The organism is Mesorhizobium sp. M8A.F.Ca.ET.021.01.1.1 (assembly GCF_003998025.1).
GTDB lineage: Bacteria > Pseudomonadota > Alphaproteobacteria > Rhizobiales > Rhizobiaceae > Mesorhizobium.
The window spans coordinates 1-17,525 of sequence record NZ_RZSJ01000060.1; the positions used below are offsets into that span (position 1 = coordinate 1).

Here is a 17,525-nt window from a genome sequence, read left to right on the forward strand (position 1 = left end):
GTCCGAGATACAGGACAAGGTTGGCGCTGCCCCTTATCGCCCTGCCGGGCACTTCTCCCAGTATAGTGACGGGGAGAAGGAAGCTGGCCGTGGCCTCGATGCCCATCTTGCAATGCCGGCGATTGGCGAAACCGGCGACGGGAGCACCCCTCTCCCCGTCACTGTACGGGGAGAGGATGCCGGCAGGCAGGTGAGGGGCAGCACAGACGCCGAAAGCTAGCAAGCGATTCGACCTTACAATGCCAGGCACTGGGCAGGTCTGTAACAAATGCCTATGTTGGGGCGAATATCCGGTTGCAACCAAGAACGAGCTGACAAGGCTGAGGAGATCAAATGGACACCCACACCTACCCCGTCACCCGCACCGATGCCGAATGGCGCGCCCGGCTGACGCCGGAGCAATACGCGGTCATGCGCAACCACGGCACCGAGCGGCCGGGAAGCTGCGCCCTGCTCTATGAGAAGCGTGCCGGCACTTTTTCCTGCGTCGGCTGCGACCAGCCGCTGTTCCAATCCACGCTGAAGTTCGAAAGCGGCACCGGCTGGCCGAGCTTCAACGATCCCGTTCCGGGCTCGGTCGAGAACACCGTTGACCGCAGCTACGGCATGGTCCGGACCGAGTGCCACTGCTCTCGTTGCGGCAGCCATCTCGGCCATGTCTTCGAGGACGGCCCACCGCCGACCGGCCTGCGCTACTGCATCAACGGCGTGGCGCTGAAATTCGAGCCGGCGGCCTGAGCAAGGCGTCAACATCTCTCGCGAAGGGCGGCTCCTGCCGCCCTTTTTCGTATGGAGCAATTCCAGGAAAGTGTGTCGCTGCTCAGGCGACTGCCGTCGCAATCAACCAAAGCGCCGAGCCAAGCATCATCAGTTGGCCTTGAAGCCGCCGGCCTCGGCCGTGCGCCAGACCGCAATGGTCAGGAAGACGTTGTAGGGCACAGGCAGGAAATGCACCATCAGCACCAGCCAGAGCGGCAGCTTCAGCCCGAGCAGGGCAAGCGCCAGCGCCGACGAGGCGACGCTGATCAAGGTGCCGACAAGCAGCGTGTCGCGCCAGAACAGGCGGTCGAGCGGCGCTTCGCCTCTCCAGCGCGTACGGAAAAAGTCCGTCATCACCGGCGACCTATCTCTGCCCCAGAACGTCGGTCACGGCTTCCTCGAAGCGTGAGCACTCCCTCACCAGCCAGTCGGTCATGGCCGGCCAATTGTCCTCGGAGTAGCAGTTCCCCCGCCACATCGAGTTGATGCCGAGCCCCTCACAGCTCTGTTCGGGTTTGAGCTTCAGCATGGCCTCGATCGCCGGTTGAAACGGTTTCAGCCGCGACCATGAGTCCGTGGCGCCGAACTTCTCGTTGCGGCCGAAGAAGACGCCGACATGGTTCTGCGCCGGCGCGACATACATCGAAAGCACCAAAGCGAAATCCGGCAGCCCGCGCTGCCAGAACCAGGGCCCACGCCGCGCCAGCCGGGCTCTTTCTTCCGGATGCCGTTCGGCAAACAGCGACCAGAAGCCGCGATGGCGGAATTCCGAGGCGCGACGCCCGCCGAAGTCGAATTCGCTCATGGTTCGAACCGTATCTCCGGCAACCGCATCGGGCGCCGGCCGTGAGCCTTACTCCATGCCGAGCGCGGCCATGTAGAGATCGAGGATGGCGTCCTCTTCCTGGCGTTCGGCCTGGTCCTTCTTGCGCAGCCGGATGATGGTGCGGATTGCCTTGGTGTCGAAGCCGGTGCCCTTGGCCTCGGCGAAAACTTCCTTGATGTCGTCGGCGATCGTCTTCTTTTCTTCCTCGAGCCGCTCGATGCGCTCGATCAAGGCACGCAGCTGGCCGGCGGCAACAGTCTGGCTGGTCTCGGTGATATCGTCGGCCATTTTTTTCTCCAAAGGAACGGTCCTGCCCCGCGACTCGGAAAGCAGCGGCGGCAAATTTGAGCCGGTTCGATGCCCGACCACGGGCGGCGGGTCAAGCTGTTATCGATGAAGGAACCGAGGCTGCCGCCATGATGCGGACAGCCACGCGGCCAGGGCGCAGATCAGCTGAAGGCTATCAGCAGATCTTTGGCATCGATCTGGTCGCCGGCCTTGACCAAAACCTCGGCGACCGTGCCGTCGCGCTCGGCATGCAATGCCGTCTCCATCTTCATCGCTTCGATGGAGAGCAGCACGTCGCCGGCCTTGACCGCCTGGCCGGCGGCAACCGCGAGCGCCGAAACCACACCCGGCATCGGCGCTCCGACATGCGCCTCATTGCCGGGCTCGGCCTTGCGGCGCGCCTTGGCGGCGGAAGCGCCATGCGCGCGGTCGGGCACCTTCACACGCCGCGGCTGACCGTTGAGCTCGAAGAACACGGTGACCATGCCCTTGTCGTCGACATCGCCGAACGCCTGGCAGCGCACGACCAAGGTCTTGCCCTTTTCGATGTCGACGAAGATCTCGTCTTCCGATTTCATGCCGTAGAAATAGGTCGGCGTCGGCAGAACGCTGACCGGGCCGTAGGTTTCCTGGGCGGCGACGAAGTCGGAAAACACCTTCGGATACATCAGCCACGAGGCGAACTCATACTCCGACAGCTTGCGCTCGAGCTTGTCCTCGATCTCCTTGCGGCTCTTCTTGAGGTCGGCCGGCTTGAGCAACGAACCGGGCCGCGCCGTGATCGGCTTGTCGCCCTTCAGTGCCTTCTTCTGCAGCACCTGCGGCCAGCCGCCCGGGGACTGGCCGAGGTCGCCGCGCAGCATCGAGACGACCGAGTCCGGGAAGGCGATGTCGCGGGCCGGATTCTCGACATCGGCAACGGTCAGATCCTGGCTCACCATCATCAGCGCCATGTCGCCGACGACCTTCGAGGACGGCGTCACCTTGACGATGTCGCCGAACATCAGGTTGACGTCATGATAGGTCTGCGCCACTTCGTGCCAGCGTGTCTCCAGCCCGAGCGAACGCGCCTGTTCCTTGAGGTTGGTGAACTGCCCGCCCGGCATTTCGTGCAGGTAGACCTCGGAAGCTGGACCTTTCAGGTCACTCTCGAAGGCGGCGTACTGGTTGCGCACCGCTTCCCAGTAGAACGAGATTTTCCGGATCCATTGCGGGTCGAGGCCCGGATCGCGTTCGGTGCCCTTCAGCGCTTCGACGATCGAACCCAGACATGGCTGCGAAGTGTTGCCGGAAAAGGCATCCATCGCCGCGTCGATGGCGTCGACACCGCTTTCCACCGCCGCCAGCACGGTTGCCGCCGACAGGCCCGATGTGTCGTGGGTGTGGAAATGGATCGGCAGGTCGGTCGCCTCGCGCAGCGCCTTGAACAGCACGCGGGCGGCACTCGGCTTCAACAGGCCGGCCATGTCCTTGACCGCGATGATATGGGCGCCGGCGGCCTGCAATTCGCTGGCCAGCCCGACATAATATTTCAGGTCGTACTTGGCCCGCGCCGGATCGAGAATGTCGCCGGTATAGCACATCGCCGCTTCGATCAGCTTGCCCTCGGCGCCCACGGCGTCCATGGCGACACGCATGTTCTCGACCCAGTTCAGGCAGTCGAAGACGCGGAACAGGTCGATGCCGCCCGCCGCTGCCTGCTTGACGAAATGCTGCACGACATTGTCGGGGTAATTGGTGTAGCCGACGCCGTTGGCGCCGCGCAGCAGCATCTGCAGCAACAGGTTGGGGGCGGCTTCCCGCACCAGCGACAACCGTTCCCATGGATCCTCGGTGAGGAAGCGCATGGCGACGTCGAAAGTGGCGCCGCCCCAGCATTCCAATGAAAGAAGTTGCGGCAGCGCCCGCGCGTAGGTGCCGGCGATGCCGGCGATGTCATGCGTGCGCACGCGGGTGGCGAGCAGCGACTGGTGGCCGTCGCGCATCGTCGTGTCGGTGACCAGCACTTCCTTCTGCTCGCGCATCCAGGCGGCGAATTTCTCCGGCCCGAGCACGTCGAGTTTCTGCTTGCTGCCGCTCGGCACATTGCCGTTGAGATAGGGCACCACGGGCGGCGCCGCGTCTGCCTTCGGCGTCGGCCGGCCGCGTGTCTCGGGATGGCCGTTGACGCTGACGTCGGCCAGATAGTTGAGCAGCTTGGTGGCGCGGTCCTGGCGCTTGACCTGCTGGAACAGCTCCGGCGTCGTATCGATGAATTTCGTCGTATAGGAATTGTCGGCGAAGCTCGGGTGATTGATGATCGCTTCGAGGAAGGTGAGGTTGGTGGCGACGCCGCGGATGCGGAATTCGCGCAAGGCGCGGTTCATGCGGGCGATCGTCTCGGCCGGTGTCGGCGCCCAGGCCGTGACCTTCTCCAGCAGCGGATCGTAGAAGCGGGTGATGACCGCGCCGGAATAGGCCGTGCCGCCATCCAGACGGATGCCGAAGCCGGTGGCGCCGCGATAGGCGGTGATGCGGCCATAGTCCGGGATGAAATTGTGTTCGGGATCTTCCGTGGTGATGCGGCACTGCAAGGCATGGCCGTTCAGCCGGATGTCCCGCTGCGCCGGCACGCCCGATTCCGGCGTGCCGATGGCGAAGCCGTCGAGGATGTGTATCTGCGCTTTCACGATGTCGATGCCGGTCACCATTTCGGTGACGGTGTGCTCGACCTGGATGCGCGGATTGACCTCGATGAAATAGAACTTGCCGGTATCGGCATCCTGCAGGAATTCGACGGTGCCGGCGCCGATATAGCTGGTCTCGCGCGCGATCTTCAGCGCGTAGCCGCAAAGTTCCTGGCGCAGGTCCTCGCTGAGATAGGGCGCTGGCGCGCGCTCGACGACCTTCTGGTTGCGGCGCTGGATCGAGCAGTCGCGCTCGAACAAATGCACCGCATTGCCGTGCGTGTCGCCAAGCACCTGCACTTCGACATGGCGGGCGCGCTCGATCAGCTTTTCGAGATAGACCTCGTCCTTGCCGAAGGCGGCTTTCGCCTCGCGCTTGCCTTCCATGACCTCGCGGGCGAGGTCGGCCTCGGAACGGATGGCGCGCATGCCGCGCCCGCCGCCGCCCCACGAGGCCTTGAGCATGACCGGATAACCGACCGTCTTGGCAAGTTCCTTGACCGCCTCCATATCGTCAGGCAACGGCTCGGTGGCCGGCACCACGGGCACGCCGACCTCGATGGCGAGATTGCGCGCGGCGACCTTGTTGCCCAGGCGCCGCATCGTGTCGGGCTTCGGTCCGATGAAGGTGATGCCTGCTTGCGCGCAAGCTTCGGCGAATTCGGGGCTTTCCGACAGGAGCCCGTAGCCGGGGTGGATGGCGTCGGCGCCCGAAAGCCTGGCGACGCGGATCACCTCCTCGATCGACAGGTAGCTCTCGATCGGCCCCATGTCCTTTTTGAGATGCGGACCGCGCCCGACCTGGTAGCTTTCGTCGGCCTTGAAGCGATGCAGTGAGTATTTGTCTTCCTCGGCCCAGATCGCCACGGTTTTGAGGCCCAGCTCATTGGCCGCGCGAAAGACGCGGATGGCGATTTCTGACCGGTTAGCGACGAGGATCTTCGTGATGGCCAAGGACTGGGCTCCAGCAGCGGAAGGGACGGGAAATCGGGGCAATGATTAGCGTGAAAATGCTGCAGTGCAAACAAAATCGACGTTGGTTTAAACCGATTTAAATCAATTATTCGGCCAACACTCGCATGCATTCGTCCGTATGGGCGGAACAATGGCGACAATTTCGATCCTGGATGCGATCTTCCCGGCTGGCTAAGGAACGCTGGCAGGGGTGTCACGGCGCCAGCGGGCATCAAAGAAAATGCCCGGCGCGAGGCGCCGGGCATCGTTTGGTTTCGGATCCGAATGAATTACGACTTCGGGAACCAGGAATACTTGCCGTCGTCCTTCTTCTTCCATTCGTACATGATGTAGCCCGGCAGCTTCGGATCGCCCTTGGCGTCATAGGCGAGATCGCCCAGGACGGTCGGGAACGGGCCGTTTTCATGCATCGCCTTGGCGACGGCCTGCGGATCGTTCGTCTTGGCGGCGGCAGCTGCCTCGGCGACCACCTGCACGGCGGCGTAGGCGTAGAGCGTGTAGGCTTCCGGCTCGAAACCCTGCGCGCGGAACTTCTCGACGAGCTCCTTGTTGGCCGGGATCAGGCGCGGGTCGGGGCCGAACGTGTTGAGCGTGCCGGCGACGGCGTCGCCCGCGATCGCGGCGAGTTCGTCCGTCACGATGCCGTCGCCCGACATCATCGGTGCCTTGAGGCCCTGGTCCGCGGATTGACGGATGATCAGGCCGGCTTCGGTGTGCAGGCCTCCCCAGTAGATCAGGGTGACGCCGGCTTCCTTCATCTTGGCGATCAGCGCCGAGAAGTCCTTGTCGCCGACATTGACGCCTTCATACATCACTTCCTTGATGCCCGCGGCGTTCATCGCCTTCTTGGTTTCGTCCGCGAGGCCCTGGCCATAAGGGGTCTTGTCATGGATCACGGCGACTTTGGCATCCTTGAAGTTCGCGGCGATGTAGCCGCCGGCGATGCTGCCCTGCTGGTCGTCGCGTCCGCAGGTACGGAACACATTCCACAGGCCGCGCTCGGTGAACTTCGGGTTGGTTGCGGCCGGCGTGATTTCGACGATGTTGTTTTCGGCGTAGACTTCGGAGGCCGGGATCGACACGCCGGAGTTGAAGTGGCCGATCACAAACTTGACGCCGTCGCCGACGAACTTGTTGGCGACCGAGATGCCCTGCTTCGGGTCGGAGACGTCGTCGCCGATTTCGAGCTTGATCTGCTCGCCGTTGATTCCGCCCTTGGCATTGATCTCGGCGACCGCCGCTTCCGCGCCCTTCTGCAGCTGCGCGCCGAAGGCCGCGTTCGGACCGGTGATCGGTCCGGCGACGGCGAACATTACATCAGCCCACGCGTTGCCGCCGAACGCGACGAGCGCGGTCAGGGCCACGGCGGACAAAAGTGACTTTTTCATTTAAACGCTCCCATTAACGGAGTGGGCGTGGATGAAGCTTTCATGCGATGCCCACCCTTATCGCAGAAAGCATAGTTTGCCGATTTTCAGGCACTTGTCACGCCGATTCATCCCTGACGCGGCGTTAATGATGACCGTCAACCTTTCGGTTTCCAGCTCAAGATTGAAGCTCTTTCGTAGAGCCAATTATACTGTGTGACCATCTGGTGGGTTCGTGTGTATTGATAGCCGACAAAGCCCAGTATCATCAGCACGACTGTGTCGACGATATAGTAATGCAGCGAGAACATCGTACCGTCGAACAGCGCGTGATGGATGAAGCGGATGCCGATGCCGAGCCCGAGCAGATAGGCAAACAGCTGGATGAAGCTGCGCCATGTCTGGGCGCTGGCCTTGCCGGTCATCCATGCCGCCCATCCGCCGAGCAGGCAGGTGACGAAGAAGAACTGCCAGATCGACGGTTCCTCGTAGAGAATGCCTTGCATGGGAAGTCTCCTGAACTCAGTGATGTCCGCCTTCGAGATAGGCGGCGCGCACTTCCGGATTGGCGAGCAGCTCCTTGCCGGTGCCGCTCATCGTCACATTGCCGTTGACCATGACATAGCCGCGCGTGGCGAGCTTGAGCGCGCCGAACGCGTTCTGCTCGACCAGGAACACGGTCAGCCCCTGGGTGCGGTTCAATTCGCGGATGGCATCGAAGATCTGCTTGACGATCAGCGGCGCCAGGCCCAGCGACGGCTCGTCGAGCAGCAGCAGTTTCGGCCGCGCCATCAATGCGCGTCCGATCGACAGCATCTGCTGTTCGCCGCCCGACAAGGTGCCGCCACGCTGGGCGATCCGCTCCTTCAGTCTGGGGAACAGCGTGAACACCTTCTCGACGTCCTCGCCGTAATATTTGAGGTTGTCGAGGCTGGCGCCCATCTGCAGGTTTTCCATCACCGTCATGCGCGGGAAGATGCGCCGGCCCTCGGGTGACTGGGCAATGCGCATTCGTGCGATTTCGTGCGTCGGCAGCTGGGTGATATCGGTCCCGGCGAAGGTGATGGTGCCGGTGCGGGCGCGTGGGGCCCCGAAGATGGTCATCATCAGCGTCGACTTGCCGGCGCCGTTGGCGCCGATCAGCGCCACGATCTCCCCTTGCTTGACGGTGACATTGACGCCGTTCAGCGCCCGGATGTTGCCGTAGTAGGTCTCCACGCCCTTGATATCGAGCAGCGTTGTCGTGGCCATCACTTGCCCCCTCCACGCTTGCCCTGAACGGGCTTGCCTGTGCTCGCGGCCTTGCCGGAAGCATGACTCGTCGCCACCTTGCCCGCATCGACGCGGCGCGAGAATTCCGTATCCTTGCCCTGACCGAGCAGCTTCGCCTGCTTGACCCACTCCTCGCGCGCGATGCGCCCGTCAAAGTCGAGATAGGCCTCGACCGCCTCGACGTCGGCCTTCTTCCAGGCGCCGATCTGGTCGAAGTGGAAGATGCCGTGTTCGTTGAGCTTCTTCTCGTTGACCGTACCGATGCCCTTGATGCGGGTCAGATTGTCGGCCTTGCCGCCACGGGGGGCAGCGAGGCGGTTCGAAACACCTTCGGCCTTCGTGGCAGGCGCCTTTGCGGCCGTTTTCCTTGGCGCCGCCTTCTTCGCGGCGGATTTGGCCGGCGTCGGGGTCGGCGCGACAGGCCTGCTTGCCACGGTGGCGGCGCGGGCGTCGACCTGCGCTGCCTTCGAGGCGCCTTTCGACACGGTCACCCGTTCGCCTTCGCTATGGCCGACGGTGTCGCTCACCGGCCCGGCCAGATACGACGCCGATGTCCCCGGGCCATGCGTGGAGTCGGGGCCGATATCGAGCTGTTCGATGACGTCCTCGTCGCCGACTTCGGTGAGCACGGTCTCGACCTCCTCGTCATCGACGCCGAGATAGGCGGCGATGACGCGCGGATCGGTGCGCACCGACTGCGGATTGCCGTCGGAGATCTTGCGGCCATATTCCAGCACCACGACGTGGTCGGAAATCTGCATGACCACGGACATGTCGTGCTCGATCAAGAGGATCGAGGTGCCGGTCGTATGCTTGATTCCCATCAGCAGTTCGTTGAGAGCCGCCGATTCCTTCGGGTTGAGGCCGGCCGCCGGTTCGTCGAGGCACAGCAGCTCAGGACCGGTGCACATGGCGCGCGCGATTTCGAGCCGCCGCTGCGCGCCATAGGGCAAGTCGCCTGCCGGATCGTCGGCACGATCGACGAGATCGGCCTTCTCCAGCCAGTGCTTGGCAAGCTCTACCGATTCGGCCGAGGCCTTGCGGTAACCGCTGAAGCCGAACAGGCCCAGGATCGTATAGCCCGAAGCCTTCATCAGCTTGTTGTGCTGGGCGACAAGCAGGTTCTCCAGCAGCGTCATGCCCGAGAACAGGCGGATGTTCTGGAAGGTGCGCGCCACCTTGGCTCGCGCCGGGATCTCGTGGTTGGGCAGCCGTTCCAGCAGGTAGCTGGAACCGTCGGCCCGGTTGAGCGTGATCATGCCTTCCGACGGTTTGTAGAAGCCGGTGATGCAATTGAACACCGTGGTCTTGCCGGCGCCGTTGGGACCGATCAGCGCGGTGATTTCGCCGCGCCTGGCGGTGAAGGACAGGTCGCCGATGGCGACCAGACCGCCGAACTTCATCGACAGATGCTCGACCTGCAGGATGGCGTCGTTCATTTGCGTGGTCGCATTCATCAGCCGTGGCCCTCCTTGGTGAAGGAGCCTGAGACAGCCCTTCGCTCCTTAAGGAAGGCGGTTGGTTCACGACTGCCGACAAAGCCGCGCGGCTTCCATAGCATGACGATGACCATGGCCATGCCGAACAGAAGCATGCGATAGAGTTCCGGTGTGAAATCGGGCCCGAAGACCTGCTTGAGGAAATCGAGTTCGCGCAGCGCCTCGGTGCCGCCGATCATCACCATCGCGGCGACGGCGATGCCGACCAGCGAGCCCATGCCGCCAAGGACGACGATGGCCAGGATAATGGCCGATTCCAGGAAGACGAAGGATTCCGGGCTGACAAAACCTTGCCGGGCGGCGAAGAAGGAGCCGGCAAAACCGCCGAACATGGCGCCGGTGGCAAAGGCGGTGAGCTTGGTCGTGGTGGTGTTGATGCCCAGCGAGCGGCAGGCGATCTCGTCCTCACGCAAGGCTTCCCAGGCGCGGCCGACCGGCAGGCGCCGCAGCCGGATGGTGACGAAGGCGGTTAACAGGCAGAGCCCAAGGATCAGGTAGTAGAGGAAGATCTTGTAGTAGGCGCTGGACGTGGCGATGTTCAGCACCTTGGCGATGTAGTTCGGGTCCGACACGTTGAAGGTCATCAGGCCGAAGAAGCTGACCTTGGGAATGCCGGAGATGCCGGCCGACCCATTGGTGACCTCGCGCCAGTTGATCAGCACGAGGCGGATGATCTCGCCGAAAGCGAGCGTCACGATCGCCAGATAGTCGCCGCGCAGGCGCAGCACGGGAAAGCCGAGCAGCACCCCCCAGAGCGCTGCCATGGCGCCCGCGGCGGGCAACAATATCCAGAACGACAGGCCGAAATGCGTGGCCAGAAGCGCATAGGCATAGGCGCCAAGCGCATAAAAAGCGACGTAGCCGAGATCGAGCAGACCGGCGAGGCCGACGACGATGTTCAGTCCCCAGGCCAGCATCACATAGATCAGGATCTGGATGCCGAAATTATCGACCCATTTCAACGAACCCTGCAGCCCTCCGGTGATCGACCAGGCGTTGAGCGACAGCACGGCGACCACGAGGATCGGGTACAGCACCAGGGCCGAGATGCCCAATTTGGTGAAGTTGGCATGGATGAAGGCGCGGAAGTAATAGATCACGCAGGCCAGCACATAGATGACCGACAGGGCACGCAGGAATTGCAGATAGCCGGCCGGCTCTGCCCCAACCCATCCGGCGAGAGAGCTGTTGAACACGAACAGCAGCACCATGGCGACCGCCGCTCCGATGAAGGCCGGCAGGGTAAAGAAGCGGGATGCCACGCTTGCCGGCATGAGGCCGGTGGTCACGTTGGCGACCTTCTGGTTGGCCATGAAGGGCTGGCCGTAGGCAACGTAAAGGAAGCGTCCGACGGCGGTGGCGATCACCACCGCGGCAAGCAGGCCCCAGCGCTGCACCACGACCAGTTCGTTGGACATGTTCTGGTCGGTCTTGAGGCCGATGAACAGCACGAACAGGCCAAGCGCGATGGCGCCGGCATAGAAGGCCTCGCGCAGGGCGCGCTGCACGGGACTGGCGACGGTGTCGCGCTCTGGAGATACGGTTACGGCCATGGTCTCAGACCTTTTCGACTTCTGGCCGGCCCAATATGCCGGAAGGCAGGAAGATCAGGACGATCGCCAGGATCGAGAAGGCGGCGACATCCTTGTAGTCGATCGAGAAATAGGCCGACCACATGCTCTCGATGAAGCCGATCAGCAGTCCGCCGAGCACGGCCCCCGGAAGCGAGCCGATGCCGCCAAGCACCGCAGCCGTGAAGGCCTTCACACCCGGCACGAAGCCGTCGGAGAAGGCGATGACGCCGTAGTACATCAGGAAAAGCGTGCCGGCGACGGCGGCAAGGGCCGCACCCATGATGAAGGTGATCGAGATGGTGCGGTCGACGTCGATGCCCAGCAGTGCCGCCATCTTGCGGTCCTGCTCGCAGGCGCGTTGCGCCCGGCCAAGCGAGGTCTTGTTGACCAGGTACCAGAACACCGCCAGCAGCAAAGCTGTGACGATGACGATGATGATCTGCTTCAGCGACACACTGACGCCGTTGATGTTGTAGACTTGGCTGACCATCGGCGGGATCGGCTTGTTGCGCGGCCCTTGCGTCACCTGGACGAAGTTCGACAGCGCGATCGACATGCCGATGGCGGTGATCAGCGGCGCCAACCGGAACGAACCGCGCAGCGGCCGGTAGGCCACTTTCTCGATCGTCCAGTTGTAGAGGCTGGTGAGCAGCATCGCCACGATCATCATGACCAGCAGCGCGATGACCACGGGCACCGAATAAAACAGCGCGCCGAGGATGAGGAAGACGATCAGCGCCGTGAAAGCGCCCACCATGAAGATGTCGCCATGGGCGAAATTGATCATGCCGATGATGCCGTAGACCATCGTGTAGCCGATCGCGATCAGCCCATAGATCGATCCCAGCGTCAGCCCATTGATAAGCTGCTGGACGAAGTACTGCATGTGTACATGGCTCCCCTGGAATGTCGCCCATGCAGACGCATTCCTTTTCGTATTTCCCCTAGTCGTAAAGTTTCGAGGCCGGATTGCAACGTGATTTTTTTTGATCGCTCCGCGTGTTTCCAACCACGCCTTCCCGATCGCCCGTTTTTTCCACCCAGCCCCTGGACTATCGCGGACCCTATCATTGGCATAACGCAATGTCTTTGACGATTGCGCCTCATCATGCGCTCCGTTTCGAAGAAATCACCGTCAAAATTAGGTGATGAGAAGAATCGTTGCGTTCCTGACACGGTTCGTTTTTTCGTCACACTCCTTTCCGTAGGGTCAGGATTCTCCCTACTTGACCACAAAACCATGCGCGAACGGATCGCGGTCGTCGATGAAGATGGTGTTCAGTCCGGTCATCCTCGCCCAACCGCCAATCGAGGGGATGATTGCCTGCTTCCCGGCCAAGTTGACCTCCTTTTCGACCTTGCCCTTGAACAGCGACCCGATGATCGATTCATGGACGAAAGCGTCTCCGGCCTTGAGCTTGCCTTTGGCATGGAGCTGCGCCATGCGCGCCGAGGTGCCGGTGCCGCAGGGCGAGCGATCAATCGCCTTGTCGCCGTAGAAGACGGCATTGCGCGCATCCGCGCCCTCGACCGTCGGCTTGCCGGTCCACAGCATGTGCGACAGCCGGTTGATCCCTGGGTTTTCCGGATGCACGAAGGTATATTTCTCGTTGAGCCGTTGCCGCACCACCGGGCTCCAGGCGATGAGGTCGCCGGCCGAATAATCCGCCATGCCGCGATACTTCGCCTGCGGCTCGACGATGGCGTAGAAATTGCCGCCATAGGCGACATCCACCGTAATCTCGCCGAGGCCTGGACATTCGACCGTCAGCCCTTCGGCATGGAGGAACGACGGCACGTTGGTGATGCGCACCTCCTCGACATACTCGCCGACCTGTTTGTATTCGGCGATGACGAGGCCGGCCGGCGTGTCGAGCCTGAGCACGCCAGGCGTCTTCGGCACGATCAGCCCGTGCTCGATGGCCATCGTCACCGTGCCGATGGTGCCGTGGCCGCACATGGGCAGGCAGCCTGAAGTCTCGATGAACAGGATGGCGATGTCGCAGTCCTCGCGCGTCGGCGGATAGAGGATCGAGCCCGACATCACGTCATGGCCGCGTGGCTCGAACATCAGGCCGGTGCGGATCCAGTCGTATTCGGCGAGGAAATGCGCGCGCCGTTCCATCATTGTCGAGCCCTGCAGCAGCGGGCCGCCGCCGGCGACCAGCCGCACCGGGTTGCCGCAGGTGTGACCGTCGATGCAGAAGAAGGATTTCTTGGCCATGTCGCTCCTCGAAAATCAAAACCCGAAAAAATCAAAATCGTTGTGGGCTGAAGGGGACCAGATCGACGGACGAAGTCTGCCCCAGAACGAATTCCCTGATCAACCGCCCGGTTGCCGCAGCCTGGGTCAGGCCGAGATGGCCGTGGCCGAAGGCATAGATGACCGACCGGCTTCGCGCTGCCTTGCCTATGACGGGGACCGAATCCGGCAGCGAGGGCCGGAACCCCATCCATTCGCGTCCGCCCGTGGGATCGAGCCCCGGCAGGAATGCCTGCGCCTTCCGCAAGAGCGCTTTCGCCCTGTTGAAATTGGGCGGCCGTTCGATGCCGCCAAGCTCGACGGCACCGCCGACGCGCAGGCCCGTGTCGAGCGGGGTGATGACGAAGCCGTGGCCGGAGAAGATCAGTTGCCGCCTCACGTCGAACGCGGCTCTCGGCAATGTCGTGTTGTAGCCGCGTTCGGTTTCCAGCGGAATGCGGTCGCCGAGCTGCCGCGCCAGCAGGTGCGACCAGGCGCCCGCGGCAATGACGAGGTGCCTGGCCTGCCTGTTCGAGCCGTCTGCCAGCGTCAGTGTCGCGCCGTCTTGACCGGCGGCGACCCGGTCGATGCGGGCCATCTCGAAACGGGCACCCTTGGACTGCGCGTAGGCCCACACGGCCTTGCCGAGCAGTTTTGGATCGGCGACCGTCTTCCATCCCGGCACGAAGGTGCCCCTGACGAAACGCGGTGACAGCCCCGGCTGCAAGTCCGCCAGGTCCTTGCCCTCGACGTGCCGGAAGCCGATGCCGAAGCGCTCGCGCGCCGCCCAGCCCGACATCGAGGCGCGAAACTCGGCTTCGCTTTCATAGAGCTCGAGCGAACCGTCCTCACGCAGCATCGGCCGCGTGCCGGAACGATCGAGCAGATCCATCCACTCGGCCTCAGCAAGCTTCATCATGCCGGACTGCGCCGCCAGGCTCGCCTCGTATTTCCCTGGCGCGCCGGCGCGCCAGAAGCGAACCAGCCAGGGTAGCAGCTTCGGCAGGTAGACGGGCGGAATGCTGAGCGGGCCGAGCGGATCGGCGAGCCATTTCGGCAGCTGCCGGATCATGCCCTTGTGCGCCAGCGGCAGCACGTCGGAAAAGGCGAAGGCGGCGGCGTTGCCGGAACTCGTCTCCTCGCAGATACCGGTGCGGTCGAAGACCGTGACATCCAGTCCCGCCTCGGCAAGGAAGGCCGCCGCGCAGATGCCGATGATGCCGCCACCGATGATGGCGATGTCGATTACGGCATTGTTACTCATGGCGGCGCACAGTGCAAAACGCCCTCTCTCGCTTCTCCGTGCCAGCCCCCTCATCCGGCCCTTCGGGCCACCTTCTCCCCGCTGGGGAGAAGAGGCTGACGCCAACGCTGGCGAACTCTTCTCCCCTTGGGGAGAAGGTGGCCGCGAAGCGGCCGGATGAGGGGGCCTGGGCCATCGCCAATTCAGAACTGCGGCAGCGTCGGCCGCACCGCGAGCGCATCCTTGACGATCTTCTCGACCGCTTTGCGGCGTTCGCCCGACAGCGGCATGCGCGGCATGCGCACGCGGTCATTGGTGTTGATGGCGAACACTTCGGCAAGCTTGATGTTCTGCACCAGATAGGTCGAGACATCGAGGTCGAGCAGCGGCCGGAACCAGCGGTAGATGGCGAGCGCCTCTTCGCGGCGTCCCTGCTTCATCAGCTGGTAGATGGCGACGGTCTCGCGCGGGAAGGCGGTGACCAGGCCAGCCACCCAGCCGATGGCGCCCACCGACAGCGCCTCGAAGGCGAGATTGTCGACGCCGGTGAACAGGTCGTAGCGGCTGCCCAGGCGGTTGATGATCTCGGTCGAGCGGCGGATGTCGTCGGAGGATTCCTTGATGGCGACGAAACGCTTGTCCGACGCAAGCTCCTCCATCTGGTCGACGGTGACATCGACGCGGTAGGCGAGCCGATTGGAATAGATCATGACCGGTAGGTCGCCGGCCTCGGCCACGGCGCGCAGCGCCGCCACGGTCTCTTCCGCGTTGGTATGATAGATCGGGCTCGGCACCACCATCAGGCCGTTGGCGCCTTCCTTGGCGGCGCGCCTGGCGATGCTGGCGGCCTCGCGGGTGCCGGCCTCGTTGACCGTCAGCAGCACCGGCTTCTTGCCAGCGACCTTCTGCGCGGTCTTCAGCACCTCGATCTTCTCGTCAGGCGACAGCATCGGCCCCTCGCCAAGCGAGCCGCAGACGATGATGCCGTCGCAGCCGGCCTCCATCTGCAGGCTGAAGCAACGCTCCATCTCGGCATGATCGAGCCGGTCGTCGGCGGTGAATTTGGTCGTGACGGCGGGGAAAACTCCGGTCCACATGACTATCTCTCCATCTGATATATCAGCCGTATATCTGTTAGGAAAGCCGCTGTCAATGCGGAATCTGTTATGATATATTTTAGATATATCAGGAGACCGCCTTTGATATCCATGGAAGCAAGCACCGTGTCCGAGCCCGCGGCGACCAGGGCTTATCGCGTCCTCGAACACATGATCGTGACGCTCGAACTGGCGCCGGCGAGTTTTGTCACCGAGGGCTCCCTGATCGAGCGGCTGGCGCTCGGCCGCACGCCGGTGCGCGAGGCGATCCAGCGGCTGGCCTGGGAGGGACTGCTCGATGTCAGGCCGCGTGCCGGCATCGCGATCGCACCGCTGCATCCCGGCGACTGGCTGCGCGTGCTCGACGCCAGGCGCGGCGTCGAGGTGGTGCTGGCACGATCGGCCGCACGCTTCGTCACCCGCGAAGCCGCCGACCTGTTTCACGAGGCCGCGCTTGCCATGCAGAAGGCGGTGATCTCGGGCAATGTGCTTGCCTTCATCCAGGCCGACAAGGCGCTCGACGAAGCGCTGGCGCTGGCCGCCGACAATCCGTTCGCCGCCCGGCTGGCCGCCCCGTTGCAGACCCACAGCCGCCGCTTCTGGTTCCGCTACAAGGCGGACACCGGGCTGGCGGAATCCGCTGAGCACCATGTCGCGTTGATCCGCTCGATCCTCGACGGCGACGAGGAGGGCGCCGCCAAGGACGCCAAGAAGCTGATGGCGCTGCTGCGCGGCCATGCCGAGGTGGCTGCGACACGATAGGCTCGGTCAGGCGTCGGCGGAGCCCTTTTGCGCCGCCCATTTCAACAGGGCATCGAGAGCCGGGCACAGGGCCTGACCCCAATCGGTCAGGCAATACTCGACCTTTGGCGGTACTTGATGGTGAACGATACGGCGGACAATCCCGTCGGCGCCCATCTGCCGGAGCTGCTGGATCAGCATTTTCTGCGAAATAGCCGGTATCGCCCGCTCGAGGTCTGAAAAGCGCAGCACTTTGCCGCCGAACAGATGGAACAGGATCACCAGCTTCCAACGGCCCTCGAGGATGCGTAGCACGTTTTCCACACCGCTCGCTGCGGAGAGCGGCGTCAGCGTCTCAGCCTCACTTTCGGGTAAGTACCTTACTTTTTCGTCGGTTCTTGTCATTTCTCCAGCATACCTCATCTTAGCGGCCGACAACAGCCGCCCCCTCCCACAGACGGCGGCATCCAATTGGAGACAAACCGTGACCGTGACCCTTCCTCCGCCGCTGGCGGATTATTTCGCCGCCAACAACCGCCACGACATCGGCGCGATGCTCGCGCCTTTCACGCTGGACGCCATCGTCAAGGACGAAGGCGAGACCCATCGCGGAACCGAAGCGATCCGCAGGTGGATGCAAAGTACGACCGACAAATATCACGCGACAGTCGAGGTGAAGGAGGCCGGTGTCACAGCCAACGCATGGCGGATCGCCGGTATCGTCTCCGGTGACTTCCCCGGCAGCCCGATAACGCTCCACTACAATTTCACGCTGGGCGGCGACCGGATCGCGAAACTGGAGATTGGCCTATGACCATCCGGCAGACATTCGCGATCGATGACCAGGAGTTCCGGGGCAGGCGCGTGCTGGTCACCGGCGGCACCAAAGGCGCCGGCGAAGCTATCGTTCACCGGCTTGCCGCAGCAGGTGCAACGGTCGCGACGACAGCCCGTTCGCCCGACGCCGGATCACCGG

The 17,525-nt window shown here is 63.2% G+C and carries 18 protein-coding genes; 4 read left to right on the top strand and 14 right to left on the bottom strand.

Annotated features, from left to right (window positions below; all coding sequences use genetic code 11):
• Nucleotides 1-333 precede the first annotated feature (333 nt).
• Nucleotides 334-738, top strand: a complete 405-nt coding sequence (gene msrB, locus EOA36_RS07670) for a peptide-methionine (R)-S-oxide reductase MsrB (RefSeq protein WP_027141754.1) — start codon at nucleotides 334-336, stop codon at nucleotides 736-738.
• A 129-nt stretch (nucleotides 739-867) separates the two neighbouring features.
• Here msrB and EOA36_RS07675 read toward each other — a convergent pair whose 3' ends face one another.
• From EOA36_RS07675 to EOA36_RS07740, 13 genes are all read right to left on the bottom strand, one after another.
• Nucleotides 868-1,113: a hypothetical protein gene (locus EOA36_RS07675; protein ID WP_335930840.1), complete on the bottom strand. Its 246-nt coding sequence runs from the start codon at nucleotides 1,111-1,113 to the stop codon at nucleotides 868-870.
• 10 nt (nucleotides 1,114-1,123) lie between these two features.
• Nucleotides 1,124-1,564, bottom strand: a complete 441-nt coding sequence (locus EOA36_RS07680) for a hypothetical protein (protein ID WP_127276512.1) — start codon at nucleotides 1,562-1,564, stop codon at nucleotides 1,124-1,126.
• Nucleotides 1,565-1,612: 48 nt separating this feature from the next.
• Nucleotides 1,613-1,873, bottom strand: a complete 261-nt coding sequence (locus EOA36_RS07685; RefSeq protein WP_027053014.1) for a DUF2312 domain-containing protein — start codon at nucleotides 1,871-1,873, stop codon at nucleotides 1,613-1,615.
• 161 nt (nucleotides 1,874-2,034) lie between these two features.
• Entirely contained in the window at nucleotides 2,035-5,493 is a 3,459-nt protein-coding gene (gene pyc / locus EOA36_RS07690; protein ID WP_127276514.1) for a pyruvate carboxylase, read from the bottom strand.
• A 290-nt stretch (nucleotides 5,494-5,783) separates the two neighbouring features.
• The gene (locus EOA36_RS07695; RefSeq protein WP_127276516.1) at nucleotides 5,784-6,902 is read right to left on the bottom strand and encodes a branched-chain amino acid ABC transporter substrate-binding protein; all 1,119 of its coding nucleotides are present in this window, start codon (nucleotides 6,900-6,902) and stop codon (nucleotides 5,784-5,786) included.
• Nucleotides 6,903-7,039: 137 nt separating this feature from the next.
• On the bottom strand, nucleotides 7,040-7,387 hold the full coding sequence (locus EOA36_RS07700; RefSeq protein ID WP_127276518.1) for a DUF6867 family protein: 348 nt from the start codon (nucleotides 7,385-7,387) through the stop codon (nucleotides 7,040-7,042).
• A gap of 16 nt (nucleotides 7,388-7,403) precedes the next feature.
• Nucleotides 7,404-8,132: an ABC transporter ATP-binding protein gene (locus EOA36_RS07705; RefSeq protein WP_127276520.1), complete on the bottom strand. Its 729-nt coding sequence runs from the start codon at nucleotides 8,130-8,132 to the stop codon at nucleotides 7,404-7,406.
• Nucleotides 8,132-9,610, bottom strand: a complete 1,479-nt coding sequence (locus tag EOA36_RS07710; protein ID WP_127276522.1) for an ATP-binding cassette domain-containing protein — start codon at nucleotides 9,608-9,610, stop codon at nucleotides 8,132-8,134. Before EOA36_RS07710 ends, EOA36_RS07705 begins: the two co-directional genes overlap by 1 nt.
• Nucleotides 9,610-11,205: a high-affinity branched-chain amino acid ABC transporter permease LivM gene (gene livM / locus EOA36_RS07715; protein WP_127276524.1), complete on the bottom strand. Its 1,596-nt coding sequence runs from the start codon at nucleotides 11,203-11,205 to the stop codon at nucleotides 9,610-9,612. Before livM ends, EOA36_RS07710 begins: the two co-directional genes overlap by 1 nt.
• Nucleotides 11,206-11,209: 4 nt before the next feature.
• Nucleotides 11,210-12,112: a branched-chain amino acid ABC transporter permease LivH gene (locus tag EOA36_RS07720; RefSeq protein WP_127276526.1), complete on the bottom strand. Its 903-nt coding sequence runs from the start codon at nucleotides 12,110-12,112 to the stop codon at nucleotides 11,210-11,212.
• A gap of 336 nt (nucleotides 12,113-12,448) precedes the next feature.
• Nucleotides 12,449-13,450 (bottom strand): 4-hydroxyproline epimerase, encoded by a 1,002-nt coding sequence (locus EOA36_RS07725; RefSeq protein ID WP_127276528.1) that lies wholly within the window; start codon nucleotides 13,448-13,450, stop codon nucleotides 12,449-12,451.
• A gap of 31 nt (nucleotides 13,451-13,481) precedes the next feature.
• On the bottom strand, nucleotides 13,482-14,732 hold the full coding sequence (locus EOA36_RS07730) for an FAD-dependent oxidoreductase (protein WP_189522201.1): 1,251 nt from the start codon (nucleotides 14,730-14,732) through the stop codon (nucleotides 13,482-13,484).
• 182 nt (nucleotides 14,733-14,914) lie between these two features.
• Nucleotides 14,915-15,808: a dihydrodipicolinate synthase family protein gene (locus EOA36_RS07740; RefSeq protein ID WP_127276532.1), complete on the bottom strand. Its 894-nt coding sequence runs from the start codon at nucleotides 15,806-15,808 to the stop codon at nucleotides 14,915-14,917.
• 69 nt (nucleotides 15,809-15,877) lie between these two features.
• On the opposite strand from EOA36_RS07740, the gene EOA36_RS07745 reads away from it, so the two are divergent.
• A complete protein-coding gene (locus EOA36_RS07745; RefSeq protein ID WP_167531415.1) occupies nucleotides 15,878-16,570 on the top strand; it encodes a GntR family transcriptional regulator in 693 nt (230 codons plus the stop codon).
• Nucleotides 16,571-16,576: 6 nt separating this feature from the next.
• Here the strand turns inward: EOA36_RS07745 and EOA36_RS07750 are convergent, their stop codons facing one another.
• Nucleotides 16,577-16,954 (bottom strand): winged helix-turn-helix transcriptional regulator, encoded by a 378-nt coding sequence (locus EOA36_RS07750; protein ID WP_127276536.1) that lies wholly within the window; start codon nucleotides 16,952-16,954, stop codon nucleotides 16,577-16,579.
• A gap of 79 nt (nucleotides 16,955-17,033) precedes the next feature.
• On the opposite strand from EOA36_RS07750, the gene EOA36_RS07755 reads away from it, so the two are divergent.
• A complete protein-coding gene (locus tag EOA36_RS07755; protein WP_127276538.1) occupies nucleotides 17,034-17,363 on the top strand; it encodes a nuclear transport factor 2 family protein in 330 nt (109 codons plus the stop codon).
• A partial coding sequence (locus tag EOA36_RS38120) for an SDR family NAD(P)-dependent oxidoreductase (RefSeq protein WP_127276540.1) occupies nucleotides 17,360-17,525 on the top strand: 166 nt, incomplete at its 3' end. The genes EOA36_RS07755 and EOA36_RS38120, both read left to right, overlap by 4 nt.

What these genes read in the sequence shown, in the direction of transcription:
- EOA36_RS07700 (WP_127276518.1), bottom strand. Translation starts at nt 7,387, where the DNA reads ATGCAAGGCATTCTCTACGAGGAACCGTCGATCTGGCAGTTCTTCTTC.
- EOA36_RS07720 (WP_127276526.1), bottom strand. Translation starts at nt 12,112, where the DNA reads ATGCAGTACTTCGTCCAGCAGCTTATCAATGGGCTGACGCTGGGATCG.
- EOA36_RS07745 (WP_167531415.1), top strand. Translation starts at nt 15,878, where the DNA reads ATGATATATTTTAGATATATCAGGAGACCGCCTTTGATATCCATGGAA.
- msrB (WP_027141754.1), top strand. Translation starts at nt 334, where the DNA reads ATGGACACCCACACCTACCCCGTCACCCGCACCGATGCCGAATGGCGC.
- EOA36_RS07740 (WP_127276532.1), bottom strand. Translation starts at nt 15,808, where the DNA reads ATGTGGACCGGAGTTTTCCCCGCCGTCACGACCAAATTCACCGCCGAC.
- EOA36_RS07725 (WP_127276528.1), bottom strand. Translation starts at nt 13,450, where the DNA reads ATGGCCAAGAAATCCTTCTTCTGCATCGACGGTCACACCTGCGGCAAC.
- EOA36_RS07685 (WP_027053014.1), bottom strand. Translation starts at nt 1,873, where the DNA reads ATGGCCGACGATATCACCGAGACCAGCCAGACTGTTGCCGCCGGCCAG.
- livM (WP_127276524.1), bottom strand. Translation starts at nt 11,205, where the DNA reads ATGGCCGTAACCGTATCTCCAGAGCGCGACACCGTCGCCAGTCCCGTG.
- EOA36_RS07680 (WP_127276512.1), bottom strand. Translation starts at nt 1,564, where the DNA reads ATGAGCGAATTCGACTTCGGCGGGCGTCGCGCCTCGGAATTCCGCCAT.
- EOA36_RS07675 (WP_335930840.1), bottom strand. Translation starts at nt 1,113, where the DNA reads ATGACGGACTTTTTCCGTACGCGCTGGAGAGGCGAAGCGCCGCTCGAC.
- EOA36_RS07730 (WP_189522201.1), bottom strand. Translation starts at nt 14,732, where the DNA reads ATGAGTAACAATGCCGTAATCGACATCGCCATCATCGGTGGCGGCATC.
- EOA36_RS07695 (WP_127276516.1), bottom strand. Translation starts at nt 6,902, where the DNA reads ATGAAAAAGTCACTTTTGTCCGCCGTGGCCCTGACCGCGCTCGTCGCG.
- EOA36_RS07750 (WP_127276536.1), bottom strand. Translation starts at nt 16,954, where the DNA reads ATGACAAGAACCGACGAAAAAGTAAGGTACTTACCCGAAAGTGAGGCT.
- EOA36_RS07710 (WP_127276522.1), bottom strand. Translation starts at nt 9,610, where the DNA reads ATGAATGCGACCACGCAAATGAACGACGCCATCCTGCAGGTCGAGCAT.
- EOA36_RS07705 (WP_127276520.1), bottom strand. Translation starts at nt 8,132, where the DNA reads ATGGCCACGACAACGCTGCTCGATATCAAGGGCGTGGAGACCTACTAC.